The following is a 17,254-nucleotide window of genomic DNA, read 5'->3' on the forward strand; positions in this document are numbered from 1 at the left end:
CTGGCGGTTCATCGCAGATAAAGCCGTGGCCCATCAGTTTTCTCAGCAAGGGAAAACGGTGAGGTCACGGCATGAAGCGGACATGGATCGCCGGCGCGGCGGCGCTGGTCATTCTCGGCGCAGGGCTGGCGGAAGCGCGCCCCGGCGAGCGTTTGCGCGAACGCATCGCCAAGCGCATGGAGCAGCGTGCGGAAGGCTCTGCCAAGCGTGATCGTGCGCCGGGCGCGCAGACCTTCGCTTACGGCTCCGATCCCCTGCAGGTCATGGACTTCTGGGCTCCGGTGACCATCGACATCAGGCCCAAGCCCAAGGTCCCGCTGGTGCTCTACGTCCACGGCGGCGGGTGGAAGCGCGGGAGCAAGGACACCGCGATGGGCAATGCCCTGCCCGGCCATCTGCGCGATCAGGGCTATGCCTTTGCCTCGATCAACTACCGCCTCGTGCCCAATGCCACGGTAGAGCAGCAGGCGAGCGACGTGGCGCAGGCGCTGGCCTATTTGCTGGCCCGCGCCGACAAGCTGAACATCGATCGCAGCAAGGTCGTCATCACCGGCCACAGCGCGGGCGCACACCTCGTCGCGCTGGTCGGCACGGACGAGCAATACTTGCGCAAGGCAGGCCTGTCCTTCGCCGATATCGACGGCGTGATGCCCAACGACGGCGCGGCCTATGACGTGCCGAAGCAGATGGAGCAGGCCGGCCGGATGATGGCCGATACCTACAAACAGGCCTTCGGCACCGACCCGGCGCGCCAGAAGGCGCTATCCCCCACCTACCACGCCGCCGCCCCCAACGCCCCGCGCTTCCTCCTCCTCAACGTCCAGCGCAAGGACGGCGTGGCGCAGGCGCAGGAACTCGGCGCGGCGTTGAAGAAAGCGGGCGTGAACGTCGAATACGGCAGCTTCCCCGGCACCGGCCTCCAGGGCCACGCCGAAATCAACCGCAAGCTGGGCGAACCGGACTATCCAGCGACGCCGGTGATGGATGCGTGGTTGAAGGGGGTGTTTGGGGGGTAGGTTTGGGATGGCGCGGATGGCAGTTTCCAAACCGACCTCACCGTCGCCCCGTGCTCGACACGGGGCTTGGCTTCGTTCCACGGTCCAGCGCTGAAGAAGAAAAGCCAAGTCCCGTATCAAGTCCGGGACGACGGGTTTTGGGTTTATGACGTTGTTATTTGGATGGCAGGAATTGGGTGGGCAGCGGTCACTAACGGCGGCGAGAAATTGTAACTGCCTTCCACCAAGTCAGGAGAGCCTTCAGAATTAACACCACTGGTGCGCCGAAGAGCAGTGGAAGTCCAAAAGGTGAGATGAACAGCACGAACCAGCCAGCCCAGCTCCGTGCATCGTCTGAATGGAAACCGTAAAGCTGCATTCCTGACCAGGAGACAAACAGCATCGCAACTGCGAAGCTGGCGAGTCAGGCTAAGCATCCAACTGTTGTTTCTTGAGCGGCGTTTCTCGGACGATACAATCGAATGGCGACCGCCTGAACCAATAACGCCGCCACGGGACACCAGAGCCACCAAAGAATGTCGAAAACTGCGTCCATGCTATGCGCATACGCAAACTGGCTCATCTTGTCTGCAATGGCGTCGCTCTCCGGAAAGGCGTCTTCCAGTGAAGAATGACGCAAAAGCTGCCGTTCGCTGTTCTCAAACCTTCTCCGGCCCACCCTTGCCCAACACATGTGTGCACCCCAACCCCTGCGCACTGTCCGCATCGCTGAGCGCCGCAACCGTACGCCACCCAATCGAGCGCAACCGTGCCGCCTCGTCACGGTCATGCCCCAGCGGCAGGAACACGCGGTCCTCCGGCGTTTCGCTGGCCGAAAGCAGGTCGATCAACGCATCCGGGTACAGCGAAAAGCCGGTGGCGGCTTCGTCCTTGCCATTGCCCGCAATGCGATAGGTGCCGCCGCGTCCCACCGGGCCGCGCGCGCCTTCGGCGTAGAGGGTGAAGCCGAACCAAGTCTGGTATTCGAAGCCGTGGCGCTCGCTGGGATCGAGCGTCAGCCGCGCCGCGCCGTTCAGGCTGGCCGCGATCTGCCTGAGCGCAGTGATGCGCGAGGCGAGCGCGCCGCCTGCGTCGATCTCGCAAAGCTTCTCGATCGCGCTGTCGAACTCGCCGGTGGCGTAGAGCAGCGGCACATAGGCCTCGCCGCCCACATCGCGCAGGCCGCCCGCATCCTTGGTGTCGAGTTCGCGGCGCACCGCCTCGATCTGTTCGGGCGCAAGCGGGAAGGCCTTGGCGGCGAGCGTATCGACCAGATCGGGCAGGGTGAAATCGACGCTGACGCCGCGCGCGCCTGCGGCCTGCAGAGCCTCGACGGCGATGGAGACGATCTCGGTAGCCGCCGCCAGATTGTCCGCACCGACCAGCTCCGCGCCGCACTGCAGCTTCTCGCGCGCGGGGTTCAGCCCGTCGCTCTTGATGGTCAGCACTTGCCCTGCATACATCAGCCGCAAGGGGCGCGCCGCTTCGGCCAGCCGCGTCTGCGCGATGCGACCGATCTGCGGGGTGTGGTCCGAACGCAAACCCATCATCCGCAGGCTCGACGGATCGGTGAAGCGGAACATGCGGCGTGATTGAATGCCCGCCATCCGGGCGGCGAGGCTTTTTTCGAACTCGATCATCGGTGGCAGCACGCGGTCATAGCCGTGGCCGTGCATCACATCCTGAATGCTGCGCATCACGCGCGTGGTGGTCGCCGCCTCGGCAGGCAGGCGGTCCTCAAGCCCCTCGGGCAGCAAGCTGGAATCGACGTCGGTCATGGTTGCGGCGCTTAGCGGCTAGGTAGCCAAAAGCAAAGGGCGGGCGCATCGCTGCACCCGCCCCTCGATTTCACGCTGACGCTGGATCAGACGAAGTTCAGCGCCTTGACCACGCGTACGCCTTCGATGTCGCAGGCCTGCTTGAGCACGTCCTGCGGGACCGGGCTGTCGAGCGAGAGCAGCAGCACGGCTTCACCGCCGGCTTCGCGACGGCCGAGGTGGAAGGTGCCGATGTTGATGTCCGACTGGCCGAGCAGCGTGCCGATGCGGCCGATGAAGCCGGGCGCGTCGGAATTGACGATGTAGAGCATGTCGCCGTCGAGATCGGCCTCGATGCCGATGCCGAAGATCTCGACGAGGCGCGGCTGGCCGTTGCCGAACAGCGTGCCCGCAACCGACCGCTCGCCCTGGCTGGTGCTGACGGTGACGCGAACCAGCGTGCGGTATTCGCCTTCGCGATCGTGGCGCACTTCGCGCACGTCGAGCCCGCGCTCCTTGGCGAGGAACGGCGCGTTGACCATGTTCACGCTCTGCGAATACTGGCTCATCAGGCCGGCAAGGACCGCCGCCGTGATCGGCTTCTGGTTGAGCTGCGCGGCAGCACCTTCAACCTCGATGGCGATCTTGGTCAGGTTGTCGTGCGCGAGCTGGCCCACCAGCTTGCCGAGCTTTTCCGCCAGCGCCATGTAGGGCTTGAGCTTCGGCGCTTCCTCGGCCGAGAGCGAGGGCATGTTGAGCGCGTTGGTGACGCCGCCCGTCACGAGGAAATCGGCCATCTGCTCGGCCACCTGAAGGGCGACGTTGACCTGCGCTTCGGTCGTGCTCGCGCCGAGGTGCGGGGTGCAGATGAAGTTCGGGGTGCCGAACAGCGGCGATTCCTTGGCGGGTTCGGTTTCGAACACGTCGAGCGCGGCGCCTGCGACCTGGCCCGAATCCAGAGCATCCTTGAGTGCGGCTTCATCGATCAGGCCGCCACGCGCGCAGTTGATGATGCGCACGCCCTTCTTGCACTTGGCGAGGTTCTCGCGGCTGAGGATGTTGCGGGTCTGGTCGGTCAGCGGCGTGTGCAGCGTGATGAAGTCCGCCTTGGCCAGCAGCGTGTCGAGGTCGGCCTTTTCGACGCCCATTTCCACGGCGCGCTCGGGCGTCAGGAAGGGGTCGAAGGCGACAACCTTCATCTTGAGGCCAAGCGCGCGGCTGGCAACGATCGAGCCGATGTTGCCAGCGCCGATCAGGCCCAATGTCTTGCCGGTGACTTCAACGCCCATGAAGCCGTTCTTCGGCCACAGGCCAGCTTGCGTCTGCGCGTTGGCTTCCGGGATCTGGCGGGCCAGTGCGAACATCATCGCGATGGCGTGTTCGGCGGTGGTGATCGAGTTGCCGAACGGGGTGTTCATCACCACCACGCCCTTCGAGGAGGCGTAGGGGATGTCGACGTTGTCGACGCCGATGCCGGCGCGGCCGATGACCTTGAGGTTGGTGGCGGCATCGAGGATCGCCTTGGTCACCTTGGTCGAGGAACGGATGGCGAGGCCATCGTATTCGCCGATGCGGGCGATCAGCTGTTCCGGGGTTTCGCCGGTGATCACGTCGACGTCGCAGCCCATCTCGGTGAAGATGCGGGCGGCGTTGGGATCCATCTTGTCGGAAATGAGAACCTTGGGCTTGGTCATGTTTCGATCCAATCCATCAGAATGAGACACCGTCATGCTGAACTCGTTTCAGCATCCATCCCTCGGCCCGAAATGTCGGTTGAGGGGGAGAGATGGACCCTGAACCAAGGACAGGGTGACGACTGGAAGAACGGGAAGGTCTTGGCGCTACCCTGCAGCAGCGCCAAGCCTTGATCAGGCCGCAGCCAGTTCGGCCTTGGTCGTCTCGTAGGCCCAGTCGAGCCACGGGCCGAGATCGGCGATGTCCTCGGCATTGACGGTCGCGCCGCACCAGATGCGAAGGCCCGCCGGGGCATCGCGGTAACCGGCGATGTCATAGGCCGCGCCCTGCTTTTCGAGCAGGCCTGCAAACTTCTTGATGAAGTCTGCGTCCGCGCCTTCGACCGAGAGGCAGACCGAGGTCTTCGACCGCGTCGCTTCGTCAGCGGCCAGATGCGAGAGCCACGAACGCTCTTCGACGATCTTGTTGAGCGCTGCCGCATTGGCATCGCTGCGCGCTTGGAGGCCCTTCAGCCCACCCAGACCCTTGGCCCACTCGAGCGCGAAGATCGCGTCTTCGACGGCGAGCATCGAGGGGGTGTTGATCGTCTCGCCCTTGAACACGCCCTCGGCCAGCTTGCCCTTTGAAACAAGGCGGAACACCTTCGGCAGCGGCCATGCAGGGGTGTAGGTTTCGAGCCGTTCGACCGCGCGGGGCCCCAGGATCAGCACGCCGTGGCCGCCTTCGCCGCCAAGGACCTTCTGCCAGGAGAAGGTGGCAACGTCGATCTTCGACCAGTCGATGTCGTAGGCGAAGACAGCCGAAGTCGCGTCGGCGAACGAGAGGCCTTCGCGGGTTTCCGGGATGAAATCGGCGTTCGGCACGCGCACGCCCGAGGTGGTGCCGTTCCAGGTGAACAGCACGTCGTTCGACCAGTCGATCGCGTTCAGATCGGGGATCTGGCCATAGTCGGCGCGCAGGATCGTGGGATCGAGCTTGAGCTGCTTGGCGGCATCGGTGACCCAACCTTCACCGAATGATTCCCATGCCAGCGTGGTGACGGGGCGGGCGCCCAGCATCGTCCACATCGCCATTTCGAAAGCGCCAGTGTCAGACCCCGGAACGATGCCGATGCGGTGCGTATCGGGCAGCTGCAGCACTTCGCGCATCAGGTCGATGCAATACTGCAGGCGCGTCTTGCCGATCTTGGCGCGGTGTGACCGGCCGAGCGATTCGGTGCTGAGCTTTTCGGGGGAGTATCCGGGCGGCTTTGCGCAGGGACCGGACGAGAAGAAGGGGCGCGCAGGCTTGCGAGCCGGAATCGTAGCAGACATTGTAGTCTCTCCTTGCAGAGAGCACGCGCGGCGTTGGGACCGCGTGGCCCGCCGGCCGCTCTAGTGGCGCGTGAGCGAATGTCAAACCATTCCGTTTCCAACTCTCCTGAACTCTGGGGCAAGTTTCCCCCAACTCACCCCCAACTCTCCGGGGCAAGGGGCCAACTCCCCTGCGCCAACGGCCTACTTCTCGAGGGTTTCGGCGAGCATCGCGGCGGTCCTTGGACCTGACCAGTCATGCGCGCCGATCATGCGCCAGACTTCCTTGCCTTGTGCATCGTAAAGCACCGTCGTCGGCAGCATCCCCGTCTCGTAGAAGAAGCCGAGGTTGTTCTCGGTGTCGAGCCAGGGTTCCAGTTTGGCGAACTTCTTCTCGGCATAGAACGGTGCGACCTTCGCCCCACCTTCAATGTCCTGCGAAACCGTGAGGACGCGGAGCTTGCCCGCGTTGTCCGCTGCCAGCTTGTCGAGCATCGGCATCTCGAGGACGCAGGGTCCGCACCAGGTGGCCCAGAGATTGACGAGGACCGGCGTGCCCTTGAGGTCGCGCAGCTTGAGCGACTTGCCCGACGGGTCGGTCACGGTGAAGTCGGGCATGTCCTTGCCGCGATTGGCGATGTCGAGCGTGCCATTGAATTCGCCCTTGGCGACAGATTCCGTAGGTGCCGCGCTGCTCTGCGGTTGCGAGTCGCTCGGCGCTTGCCTATCGCACCCCGCAACGGCAAGGGCCGCCACGAGCAACAGCACTTTGGGCGAATAGACGGACATGGGCGACAAATCAGGCTCCAACCAGATGTGGGGCGGGCGCTTCGCAGGCGGTCCCTCGGCGATCATGCGCGAGATTAACGCCTCGATTCCCTTCGACAAGGCGCTGTGGCGGCAAGACATCGCCGCGTCAAAGGCCCATGTGGACATGCTGGGTGCGCAGGGAATCGTCTCGGCCGAGGATGCTGCGCTGATCGCGCAAGGGCTGGATCAGGTCGCGGCGGAGTATGAGGCCAACGGGGTGCCCGAAAACTGGGACCTCGAAGACATCCACATGACCACCGAAAGCCGCCTTGCCGAACTGATCGGCCCGGCGGCAGGGCGCCTCCACACCGCGCGCAGCCGCAACGACCAGGTGGCGACGGACTTCCGCCTGTGGGTGCGCGATGCGATGGACCAGGCCGAGCTTGGCCTCAAGCAGTTACAGGTGGCGCTGGTGAGCCGCGCAGGCGAACACGCCGCATCGATCATGCCCGGCTTCACCCACCTGCAGACCGCGCAGCCCGTCACGCTTGGCCATCACCTGATGGCCTACTACGAGATGGTCGGGCGGGACCGTTCGCGCTTTGCCGATGCGCGCAGCCGCATGAACCGCAGCCCCTTGGGCGCGGCGGCGCTGGCGGGCACCGGATTCCCCATCGACCGTTTCCGCACCGCTGAAGCGCTCGGCTTTGACGGGCCAACCGACAACAGCCTCGATTCGGTGTCAGACCGCGATTTCGCGCTCGATTACCTGATGGCGGCGGCGCAGTGCTCGCTGCACCTTTCGCGGCTGGCCGAGGAGTTCATCATCTGGGCAAGCCAGCCCTTCGGCTTCGTGACGCTGCCCGACAGCCTGTCGACCGGCAGCTCGATCATGCCGCAGAAGAAGAACCCCGATGCCGCCGAACTGGTGCGCGGGCATTCCGGACGGATCGTCGGTTGCCTGACCGCCCTGATGATCACGATGAAGGGCCTGCCGCTGGCCTATTCGAAGGACATGCAGGACGACAAGCCGCCGGTGTTTGAAGCTGCCAGCCTGCTCGCCCTGTCCATCGCCGCGATGACCGGCATGGTCGCCGAAGCGAAGTTCCGCACCGACCGGATGCGCGCCGCCGCCGAACTCGGCTATGCCACGGCGACCGACCTCGCCGACTGGCTGGTGCGGCAGGCGAACATCCCGTTCCGCGAGGCGCATCACATCACCGGCAGCGCCGTGAAACTGGCCGAATCGCGCGGCATCGCGCTCGATCAGCTCTCGATTGAGGACCTCAAGGCCATTGACCAGCGCATCGACGATCGCGTCTACGCCGCGCTTTCCGTCGAGGCGAGCGTGGCGGCGCGTTGCAGCCATGGCGGAACCGCGCCGGACGAGGTAAGGAAGCGCGTGGCCCAGGCGCGCGTCGCGCTGGGGCTGGAGGAATCGGCTTGAAGCTTTCGCGTACCATTTTGCTCGGCACCCTTGGCGCCCTCGCTCTGGCGGGCTGCGGCAACAAGGCCGAGCTGAAGCTGGCGCCAGACCAGACGCCGCCGCCGATCCCCTATGGCCGCGAGGTCCAGCCGGGCGCGGACGATCTGCTCAAAACCCCCGCGCAGGCAGCCCCTGCGCGCAACGTCGAGCCGCGTCGCCGCTCGCAGGATCGCGAAGACGATCCTTTCGACCTGCCTCCCGAAGACTGAGAATTTCCGATGGACCATTTTGAACTGAACAACGGCGTGCTCTGCGCCGAGAACGTGCCCCTGCCGGTGATCGCGGCGGCGGTCGGCACGCCCGTCTATGTTTATTCGCGCGCGACGCTGACCCGCCACGCCCGCGTGTTCCGCGATGCCCTTGGCGTGCTGCGCGATGTGAAGATCGCCTTCGCGGTCAAGTCCAACCCCAACCTCGCCGTGCTCAAGGTCCTGGCTGCCGAAGGCTACGGCGCCGATGTCGTCTCGGGAGGCGAGATGGAACGCGCGCTGGCGGCAGGCATGGCGCCCGATGGCATCGTGTTCTCGGGCGTGGGCAAGACCGCGGCCGAAATGCGCCGTGGCATCGAAGCCGGGATCGGCCAGTTCAACCTCGAAAGCGAGGAAGAGGGGCTGGAACTGGCGGAAATCGCCGCGTCCATGGGCAAGGTTGCCTCGGCCGCGCTGCGCGTGAATCCTGACGTTGACGCCGGGACGCACGGCAAGATTTCCACCGGCAAGGCCGAGAACAAGTTCGGCGCGCCGTTCGATCGTGCTGCGGCAATCTATGGCCGACTGGCCAATACGCCGGGCCTGAACATGCGCGGCCTCACGCTGCACATCGGCAGCCAGCTTTCCAGGCTCGAGCCGCTGGAAGCCGCCTTCAACAAGGTCGGCGGGCTGATGGAAGAGATCCGCGCTGCTGGCCATAGCGTCACGCACATGGACTTGGGCGGCGGCATCGGTGTGCCCTACAAGGCGGGCGAGGTGTTCCCGCAGCCCGCCGAATATGCGGCGATGGTCGCGCGGGTGACCGGCAACTGGGGCGTGACCCTGATGTTCGAACCGGGCCGCGTCATCACCGGCAACACCGGCGTGCTGGTGACCGAGGTGATCCGCGTGAAGGAAGGCGTGGGGCACCCCTGGGTCGTCGTCGACGCCGCAATGAACGATCTGGCGCGCCCGGCGCTTTACGACGCCTGGCACGATTTCGCCGCCGTTGAACCGAAGGGCGAGACCTTCACCGCCAACATCGTCGGCCCGATCTGCGAAAGCTCGGACACCTTCGCCATGGCTCGCACCATCGACAAGGTTGGGCGCGGCGATCTCGCCGTGTTCCGCACCGCCGGGGCCTATGGCGCGACGATGGCCAACACCTACAATTCGCGGCCCTTGGTGCCCGAAGTCATGGTCGATGGCGACAAGTGGGCCGTGGTGGCTGATCGCATCGATCCCGCGACGATCCTGGCGGCAGAGCGCGTGCCGGACTTCCTCAAGTAAGATGCATTCGCTCCCCCTCTTCCACCGCATCGCGGGCCAGCCGGTGATCCTGCTGGGCGAGGGAGATGCCGCCGCGGCCAAGCAGCGCCTGATCGAGCGCGCGGGCGGAGTGATCTACCGCGATATCAACGCCGGGATCGACGACGGCGCGCGCCTCGCCTTCATCGCGCACGACAATCCCGACATGGCGCAGGGCGACGCGATCCGGCTGCGCTGTGCCGGCCTGCTGGTCAACGTGGTCGACAGGCCCGAACTGTGCGATTTCACCACGCCCTCGATCCTCGACCGTGACCCGGTGCTGATCGCCGTGGGCACGGGCGGGGCCTCGGCAGGCCTCGCCAAGATCCTGCGCCTGCGGCTGGAGCGCCTGCTGCCGCAAGGGCTGGGCGCCTTGGCCCGCGCGCTGGAAGAGGCGCGCGAGGGGATGCGCAAGCGTTGGTCCTCGGTCGCCGACCGCCGCCGAGCTTTGGATGCGGCGCTGGACGAGGGCGGCGAACTCGACCTGTTCCGGGCCGGGAGCGAGGCGAAGGTGGCTGACTGGCTGGCTTCTGGCGCGGAAGGGCAGTCCGGGCGCTTCGAAATCACCCTGACCTCGAACGACCCCGAAGACCTTACCCTACGCGCCGCGCGGCTGCTGGGGCAGGCGGACGTGGTGGTGCATGATCCAGGCGTTGCGCCGGAAGTCCTGTCACGCGCACGGGCCGATGCGGTGCGTGTGCTCGCCGGGTGTGAGGTTCCGCAGGGCGGGATCGTCGTGGTGCTGCGAGTAGTTTGACTGATCACTCCTGGCCGTCCCGGACCTGATCCGGGACCCCACTTTTCTTGCCGCAAGCTGCGTTTTCACCGAGGCCGCAAAAGGCAGCGGGGTCCCGGATCAAGTCCGGGACGACGTGGTTTTAAAGCGGACAGTTACCCCTTCATCGCCGCCTGCAACTGCCCGATGATAACTTGGCTCTGTTCCGCGCCTGATTGCGGGGCGAAGTCGCCGGTGCGGTCGCTGATCTTGTCCCAGTTGGCGGCGAAGCCTTCGACGGTGCGCTCGTTCGGTGCCAGCAGGACGCCCTTGTTCATGGTGACCCATGCGCCGTGGTATGCGCCGCCGCCTGCGCCGACGATGGCGTTGGTCGGCGCATCTTCCGAGACGAGGAAGAGCGCGGCGGGGACGACGTTTTCGGGGCCGAACAGCTTGAAGGCTTCCTCGGGGAAAATATCCTCGGTCATGCGCGTGGCGGCAACCGGGGCCAGCGTGTTGACCTTGATGTTGTTCTTCGCGCCTTCAAGATAGAGCGTCTTGGTCAGCCCGGCGAGGCCGAGCTTGGCCGCGCCATAGTTGGCCTGCCCGAAGTTGCCGAACAGTCCGGTGGACGATGCCGTCATCAGGATGCGGCCGTAGTTCTGTTCGCGCATCAGGTCCCAGCAGGCCTTGGTGGCGAAGGCCGAGCCGATCAGGTGGACGCGCACGACCATCTCGAAATCGGCCGGGTCCATCTTGGTGAAGCTCTTGTCGCGCAGGATGCCGGCGTTGTTGATCAGCACGTGGACGCCGCCCCAGCGTTCCTTGGCCTTGGCGACCATCTCGACCATCTGCTCGTATTCGCTGACCGAGCCGCCGTTCGACATGGCCTCGCCGCCCATGGCCTCGATTTCCTCGACGACCTTGAGCGCTGCGTCCGAATGGCCCGTGCCATCGCGCGATCCGCCAAGGTCGTTGACCACAACCTTCGCCCCGCGTCGGGCGAGTTCGAGGGCATAGGCGCGGCCAAGGCCACCGCCTGCTCCGGTAACGATCGCGACGCGGCCTTCGAACGAAATGCTCATGCTTGGGTCTCTCCGGAGCGCCCTAACCGGGCGATTAACGCAGGCATCAGCGATGCCACGGCGAGGGCCGGAACGCAACGGGCGAGGCGTTGCCGCAGCATTTGCGACAAATCGGCAAAACCACCGTCAACAAAATGTAACACTACAGACATATTTGGCCGCAAACCGGTAGGCTCAAGGATTCGTCATGAAGTTTGCAACGCGCGTCTCGATCACCGCTCTTGCCTGCGCCGCTGGCTGGGCTGTCCCGGCTGAGGCCGCGTCCTCGAACGCGGATATTGCCGCCATGCAGGCCCAGCTTCAGCAGATGCAGGCGCAGATGCAGAGCCAGATGGATGCAATGGCCGCGATGCAGGCGCAGATCCAGACCTTGCAGGGCCAGCTCGCCGAAGCCAGGGCCAAGAGCGACGCGACCGCCACTGCCGTCGCCGCAATCCCTGCGCCGACCGCTTCGGGCAAGCCGCCAGTCGCGATCAGCTGGGATGGTGGGCCGAAGATTGAAGCCCCGGTGGACCCGAAGAACCCCAAGGCCGGCAAGTGGAGCTTCAAGCCGCGCGGCCGCCTGCAGATTGACACCGCCTCGGTCTCCGCGCCGTCGTCCATAGGCAGCAAGAGCCTTGGCCTCGCCACGGAATTCCGCCGCGCCTACCTGGGCTTCGACGGCACCATTCCCGGCAACTTCGGCTACCGTATCGAGGCGGACATCGCCAACAGCAGTGTCGATCCGACCGACGTCTACCTCACCTATACCGGTATCAGGAACCTTACGCTCACGATCGGCCAGCACAAACCGTTCGAATCGATGGAGGACACCGAGTCCGACCTGTTCACCAGCTTCATGGAGCGCGCCGCGTTCAACACCGCCTTCGGTTTCGAGCGCCGCCTCGGCCTTTCTGCACAGTACCAGAAGGGCATGGTCCTGGCGCAAGTCGGCGTGTTCTCCGACAACGTCACTGACCTCAACGCCGATACCGACAACAGCTATTCCATCGACAGCCGCTTTGCCTTGCAGCCCAGGCTGTTCGGCGGCCAGGCGCACATCGGCGGCTCGGCGCACTACCACGACCTCAACGACAGCAGCGCCACCGTGCGTTATCGCGCGCGCCCGTTCACCCACACCACCGACATCCGCTTCGTCGATACCAAGGCGATCAGCGCGCTGTCGGAAACGAATTACGGCGTGGAACTGGGCTGGACCGGCGGTCCGGTGCATTTCACTGCTGAATCGCAGTGGATGAAGGTCAACCGTCCGGCCGGGATTGCCGACCCCACCTTCAACGGCGGCTATGTCGAAGCGGGCGTGTTCCTGACCAAGGGGGATACGCTTCCCTACAAGGCAAGCGAGGGCACCTGGACCCGGATCAAGCCGAAGAACGGTGTAGACAAGGGCGGCATTGGCGCGGTGCAGGTCAACGCCCGCTATGACTGGCTCGACCTCAACGACGTCGATGGTGCTGGTGGGGGCGTGCTGGGCGGCCGCCAGCAGCTCGTCGGTGCCTCCTTGCTGTGGGTGCCGACGGACTACGTGCGCTTCATTGTCGACTACGGCCATCTCTGGCTAAAGGATGCCGCGGTCGCTGCAGGTGCGGATCGCAATTACAACGCCGACGTCATCGGCATGCGGGCGCAGTTCGACTTCTGAGGCAGACGCAATGAAAAAGGCCCGCCGTTCCACATGGATCGGCGGGCCTTTTCGTTTTCTCAGGTCTCGCTATCAGGCGATCCGCGTCACCCAGCCATGGGTATCGGCAATCTCCCCGCGCTGGATGCCGACGAGCTTGGCGCGCAGCTTCTGCGTCAGCTGGCCGGGACCGCCCGAACCGATCGTGAACTCGCCCTCGTGGCTGGCGACCTTGCCGACCGGCGTGACAACCGCCGCGGTTCCGCAGGCGAACGTCTCGATCAGCTTGCCCGAAGCCGCGTCTGCCTTCCACTGGTCAAGGCTGTAGCGGCCCTCGCGCACGGTCAGGCCTTCCTCGGCGGCAAGCTTGAGCAGGCTCGAACGGGTGATGCCGGGCAGGATCGTGCCGGTCAGTTCAGGCGTCAGGATCGAACCGTCATCGAACACGAAGAACAGGTTCATGCCGCCCAGTTCCTCAACCCACTTGTGTTCAGCTGCATCGAGGAACAGGACCTGATCGTGCCCGCGCGAGAAGGCTTCGGCGGTGGGCACGAGGCTGGCGGCATAGTTGCCGCCGCACTTGGCCGCGCCGGTGCCGCCGGGCGCAGCACGCGTATAGTCCGAAACCCAGATCGAAACCGCCGGCGCGCCCGACTTGAAGTAGTTGCCGGCCGGGCTGGCGATCACCATGAACTTGTACTGCTTCGCAGGCCGCACGCCCAGGAACGCCTCGCTGGCGAACATGAACGGGCGCAGGTACATCGAGCCGCCCTCCACAGTAGGGAACCAGTCCTTGTCGGCCAGCACCTGCTGGCGCACGGCATCGACGAACAGCTCTTCCGGCAGTTCGGGCATGGCGAGGCGGCGCGCAGACGCATTGAAGCGCTGCGCATTGGCTTCCGGACGGAACAGGGCGATGCCGCCGTCGGCCAGGCGATAGGCCTTCAGCCCTTCGAAGATTTCCTGCGCATAATGCAGCACTGCAGCCGCAGGATCGAGCGCGATGGGGCCATAGGGAACGACGCGAGCGTCGTGCCAGCCGGTCCCCTCGGCGTAGTCGATCTCGACCATGTGATCGGTGAAGGCGGTGCCGAAGCCGGGGTTCGCCAGCACTTGCGCCCGCACGTCCGCAGCAACCGGAGCCGGGTGCGGATGCTTGGTGAAAGTGAGGCTGTTGTCGGCGAGCGTCGCCATGGGGCAGTCCTTGCGCTAGAATCGAGGAAGCAGCGCCGTGAACTATTATTGCGCGAAAGGCAAGGGGAATGTAATAAATGTGAAGGGCCGCGTCGGTCAATCCGAGCGGCCCTTCGCATGGTCAGCGGCCGGAAGTGCCGCCCACGAAGCCTTTATCGCTTAATCGAAACTCAGCGATAATGCCTCGCGCGGGACTGTACCGACCTCTCTGCTGAACCATGAGACATCGGATCACCTCCTTTCGCGCTGTTGAGCCAAAGTCACAGGCTGTTGGGCCTGCTGGACCGGGAGTTTGTATTCTCACCGGCCTTGTTCTGAATGTGATTCATCCATGGCAAAACAACAAGACTTGATCGAAAAAAAATTGTCGTCACAATCTCCGCTTCGCGCCTGCAGTATGGTCACCCCTGCAACCGGATAGGCAACTGGCCATGCAGGCGGCCATGCAGGCGGATCGCGTTATTTCCGGCAATCCTCGATCACCCGCCCCACTTCGGCCCAGGCTGGCAGGTAGAGCGTCGGCAAGCCGTTCACCTCGATGGCAAAGCGACCGCGGCTGAACGCCATGGAATCCAGCAGCGGATCGCGTGAGGGCAGCGTTGCCACCAGTTGCGGCTGGCCCTGCGGCGCCGGATCGGCCGAAAGCGGGCGGATATCGCTGGTGGTTGCCACCGTCATCGGCAGCGGCACGGTGGAAGTGCCGGTGCGGATCAGGCTCATCGTTCCTGCGGCGCGGTTGCAGGCCATGGCGAACAGTGTGGCGTCGCCCGGGCCGAAACGGGCGACCCCCGGCTCATAGCGCCAGTTGCCCACGGTCTGTGGCGCATCGCGCCAGTCCTTGAAAGTCTGCGCAGGTGGCGGCGGGGGCGGTGCCTGGGTTGGCCTAGGGGCCGGCGGCGGCGCGGCTTGCGGGACCACCGTCGGCGCGGCGCAGGCGGAAAGGGCCAATGGCAGGACGAAAGCCAGCGCACCGGATAAAACGAGGCGGGGGCGGTGTGCATGGTTGATCTTCATGATGCAGTTATGGAAGGAACGCGCCGTGACCTCAACCCGCCCCCCCAAACAGCCCGGCGCATCCAAGCTTCGCGTGGACCAGTTGCTCGTCGAACGGGGCTTGGTCGAAAGCCGCGCGCGCGCGCAGGCCCTGATCCTTGCCGGGCTGGTCTACTCGGGCGAGACCAGGATCGCCAAGGCCGGGCAGGCGCTCGCTCTCGATGCCGCCTTGGATGTGCGTGGACGCGATCACCCCTGGGTCTCGCGCGGCGGCATCAAGCTCGCCCACGCCATCGAGCATTTCGGCCTCGATCCATCCGGCGTCACCGCGATGGACATCGGCAGTTCGACCGGCGGCTTCACCGACGTACTGCTGCAAGGCGGCGCGGAGCACGTCTTTGCCGTGGACTCGGGCACCAACCAGCTCGCCTGGAAGCTGCGCCAGGATCCGCGCGTCACCGTACTGGAACAGACCAGCGCGCGCATCCTCACGCCGGGACACATCGATCGACCAGCGACCTGGGTGGTCTGTGATGCCAGCTTCATTGCCTTGCGCAAGGTGCTGGAAGTGCCGCTCTCCCTGGCGACGAGACCGACCCGCCTCGTCGCGCTGATCAAGCCGCAATTCGAAGTGGGCAAGGCCGAAGTCGGCAAGGGCGGCGTGGTGCGTGATCCCGCGCTTCACGAACGCGTCTGCGGCGAGGTGCGCGATTGGCTGGAAGGCGAAGGCTGGGAGGTTCAGGGCATCGTCCCGAGCCCGATCACCGGACCCGAAGGCAACGTCGAATTTCTGATTTCCGCGCTGCGTTGCTGAGTTTTCCCCGGATTGTGTCTCCGCGCGGGATGCAATGCGGGACGACTTCCGATTGCAGAGCAGGCAACCCCTCGCCAATATCCCCGGCGAATCGCGCGTTTTGCGCAGTTGCTTGCGGGTGCCATGAACTATCTTGCCTCTTCGGGACAGCTTCGCGCCAGTCTTCTGCGCTGGTCGCTGTTCACCATTCCCCTTGTCGTCGCTCTCGGGTTTCTGTCCGGACAAGCTGCGGGCAGCGGCCCTGGCAACCCGTGGTTCGATGCGCTGGTCAAGCCGTCGATCTATCCACCGCCGGCTGCCTTCGGAATCGTCTGGACAGTCCTTTATGTTCTGATGGGGCTGGCGCTGGCGATGGTTCTCTCGGCACGCGGCGCGGCGGGTCGTGGCATTGCCGTCGCGATGTTCGTGGTCCAGCTTCTCATCAACCTCGCCTGGTCCCCTACGTTCTTCGCGTTGCACCAGATCACGGTGGCGTTCTGGATCACCGTTGCCATGGCCGTGGCGATCGTCTTGATGGTGGTACTGTTCTGGCGCGTGCGCCCGGTCGCGGGCATGCTGCTGCTGCCATATCTCGCGTGGGTCTGCTTCGCTTCGGTGCTGACGTTCGAGTTCGGCCGGTTGAACCCCGATGCCGATGGCGCATTCGGCACCGTGACGACCGAGCGCGTCGAAATCTGACCTGTCCGGCCACTTGCGCAAGGCTTGATGGCGGCCCACATAGCGGGAACCGAATGCCAGCCAGGACCCAAGCCCATGCAGAGTGAAAACCCGATGATCGCCGACTTCGTCAAGCTGCTGAACAGCGCGGCGGGAACGATTGCGGGCATGGGCCGCGAGGCGGGCGAAAACGCGCGCGAGAAGGCCAAGGAAATCTTCGGAGGCCTCGATTTCGTCAGCCGCGAGGAATTCGACGCGGTCAAGGAACTGGCTGCTTCCGCGCGTGAGGAAGTGGAAGCGCTCAAGGCCCGCATCGCCGCGCTTGAGGCTGCCTCAAAGGGCGAGTGAGGAACCCGTTTCCCGTTTCGCGGATTTAACCTGCATCAAGTTGGCGCCCGACGGCGCACTGCAGGAAGACAACCGTGTTTACGCAACTCAATCCGACAATTCCCTTGCACGTGCTGGGCAAGGGCGATGGCTATGCGATCGGGATGATCGACTATGGCCAGGAGCACAATCTCATCTGGGTCACGGCGCTCGATGAGTCGGGCGAGATCTGGTGTGCGCCCAACAGCAAGGTCCGTCTCGGCAAGAACTGGACAATGGGGCGGGCGGAAAACCGCCTGATCACGCAGGACAAGCAAGAGGCAACTTCCAAGGCCGAGGTAGAAGCAGAACACTGTGAAGGCCGGCGCGCCGCCTGA

General features: G+C 64.8%; 17 protein-coding genes. 10 read left to right on the top strand and 7 right to left on the bottom strand.

Features of this window, described 5'->3' with window-relative positions; translation table 11 throughout:
* Positions 1-71: 71 nt before the first annotated feature.
* Positions 72-1,016, top strand: coding sequence for an alpha/beta hydrolase (locus tag AC3WLM_RS10320; protein WP_492477306.1), 945 nt, complete (start codon positions 72-74; stop codon positions 1,014-1,016).
* Positions 1,017-1,654: 638 nt separating this feature from the next.
* On the opposite strand, the gene AC3WLM_RS10325 is transcribed toward AC3WLM_RS10320, so the two are convergent.
* The 4 genes from AC3WLM_RS10325 to AC3WLM_RS10340 all read right to left on the bottom strand — a co-directional run bounded on the left by AC3WLM_RS10325 (position 1,655) and on the right by AC3WLM_RS10340 (position 6,528).
* Positions 1,655-2,773, bottom strand: coding sequence for an ATP phosphoribosyltransferase regulatory subunit (locus AC3WLM_RS10325; protein ID WP_492477307.1), 1,119 nt, complete (start codon positions 2,771-2,773; stop codon positions 1,655-1,657).
* An 86-nt stretch (positions 2,774-2,859) separates the two neighbouring features.
* Positions 2,860-4,446 carry a phosphoglycerate dehydrogenase gene (gene serA / locus AC3WLM_RS10330; RefSeq protein WP_039336384.1) on the bottom strand — a complete coding sequence of 529 codons (1,587 nt, stop codon included), beginning with the start codon at positions 4,444-4,446 and terminating at the stop codon, positions 2,860-2,862.
* Positions 4,447-4,620: 174 nt separating this feature from the next.
* Complete coding sequence (locus AC3WLM_RS10335) at positions 4,621-5,760, bottom strand: phosphoserine transaminase (protein WP_062347477.1); 1,140 nt, start codon at positions 5,758-5,760, stop codon at positions 4,621-4,623.
* A 183-nt stretch (positions 5,761-5,943) separates the two neighbouring features.
* Complete coding sequence (locus tag AC3WLM_RS10340) at positions 5,944-6,528, bottom strand: TlpA family protein disulfide reductase (protein ID WP_492477308.1); 585 nt, start codon at positions 6,526-6,528, stop codon at positions 5,944-5,946.
* Between the two features lie 25 nt (positions 6,529-6,553).
* Between AC3WLM_RS10340 and argH the strand changes: the two genes are divergently transcribed.
* The 4 genes from argH to AC3WLM_RS10360 are packed head-to-tail and all read left to right on the top strand — an operon-like array spanning position 6,554 to position 10,228.
* Positions 6,554-7,936, top strand: coding sequence for an argininosuccinate lyase (gene argH / locus AC3WLM_RS10345; protein WP_492478115.1), 1,383 nt, complete (start codon positions 6,554-6,556; stop codon positions 7,934-7,936).
* Positions 7,933-8,184, top strand: coding sequence for a hypothetical protein (locus AC3WLM_RS10350; protein WP_039336391.1), 252 nt, complete (start codon positions 7,933-7,935; stop codon positions 8,182-8,184). The genes argH and AC3WLM_RS10350 overlap by 4 nt, the downstream gene beginning before the upstream one ends.
* 9 nt (positions 8,185-8,193) lie before the next feature.
* The gene (lysA, locus tag AC3WLM_RS10355; RefSeq protein WP_492477309.1) at positions 8,194-9,453 is read left to right on the top strand and encodes a diaminopimelate decarboxylase; all 1,260 of its coding nucleotides are present in this window, start codon (positions 8,194-8,196) and stop codon (positions 9,451-9,453) included.
* A gap of 1 nt (position 9,454) precedes the next feature.
* Entirely contained in the window at positions 9,455-10,228 is a 774-nt protein-coding gene (locus AC3WLM_RS10360; RefSeq protein WP_492477310.1) for a precorrin-2 dehydrogenase/sirohydrochlorin ferrochelatase family protein, read from the top strand.
* Between the two features lie 134 nt (positions 10,229-10,362).
* On the opposite strand, the gene AC3WLM_RS10365 is transcribed toward AC3WLM_RS10360, so the two are convergent.
* Positions 10,363-11,271 carry an SDR family NAD(P)-dependent oxidoreductase gene (locus tag AC3WLM_RS10365; RefSeq protein WP_193827565.1) on the bottom strand — a complete coding sequence of 303 codons (909 nt, stop codon included), beginning with the start codon at positions 11,269-11,271 and terminating at the stop codon, positions 10,363-10,365.
* Between the two features lie 187 nt (positions 11,272-11,458).
* Here AC3WLM_RS10365 and AC3WLM_RS10370 point away from each other — a divergent pair, with 187 nt between their 5' ends.
* On the top strand, positions 11,459-12,913 hold the full coding sequence (locus tag AC3WLM_RS10370; protein WP_039336399.1) for an OprO/OprP family phosphate-selective porin: 1,455 nt from the start codon (positions 11,459-11,461) through the stop codon (positions 12,911-12,913).
* A gap of 72 nt (positions 12,914-12,985) precedes the next feature.
* Here the strand turns inward: AC3WLM_RS10370 and AC3WLM_RS10375 are convergent, their stop codons facing one another.
* Together AC3WLM_RS10375 and AC3WLM_RS10380 are read right to left on the bottom strand one after the other, a co-directional pair.
* Entirely contained in the window at positions 12,986-14,086 is a 1,101-nt protein-coding gene (locus AC3WLM_RS10375) for a branched-chain amino acid aminotransferase (RefSeq protein ID WP_193827567.1), read from the bottom strand.
* 459 nt (positions 14,087-14,545) lie between these two features.
* Positions 14,546-15,100, bottom strand: a complete 555-nt coding sequence (locus AC3WLM_RS10380; RefSeq protein WP_052242578.1) for a hypothetical protein — start codon at positions 15,098-15,100, stop codon at positions 14,546-14,548.
* Position 15,101: 1 nt separating this feature from the next.
* Between AC3WLM_RS10380 and AC3WLM_RS10385 the strand changes: the two genes are divergently transcribed.
* The 4 genes from AC3WLM_RS10385 (at position 15,102) to AC3WLM_RS10400 (ending at position 17,254) form a co-directional block, all read left to right on the top strand.
* Positions 15,102-15,893 carry a TlyA family RNA methyltransferase gene (locus AC3WLM_RS10385; RefSeq protein ID WP_492478116.1) on the top strand — a complete coding sequence of 264 codons (792 nt, stop codon included), beginning with the start codon at positions 15,102-15,104 and terminating at the stop codon, positions 15,891-15,893.
* A gap of 123 nt (positions 15,894-16,016) precedes the next feature.
* Positions 16,017-16,571 carry a TspO/MBR family protein gene (locus AC3WLM_RS10390; protein WP_492477311.1) on the top strand — a complete coding sequence of 185 codons (555 nt, stop codon included), beginning with the start codon at positions 16,017-16,019 and terminating at the stop codon, positions 16,569-16,571.
* A gap of 75 nt (positions 16,572-16,646) precedes the next feature.
* Positions 16,647-16,898 (top strand): accessory factor UbiK family protein, encoded by a 252-nt coding sequence (locus AC3WLM_RS10395; protein ID WP_039336498.1) that lies wholly within the window; start codon positions 16,647-16,649, stop codon positions 16,896-16,898.
* Between the two features lie 74 nt (positions 16,899-16,972).
* The gene (locus AC3WLM_RS10400) at positions 16,973-17,254 is read left to right on the top strand and encodes a hypothetical protein (RefSeq protein ID WP_039336404.1); all 282 of its coding nucleotides are present in this window, start codon (positions 16,973-16,975) and stop codon (positions 17,252-17,254) included.

The organism is Novosphingobium sp. FW305-C-30-35 (assembly GCF_058783135.1).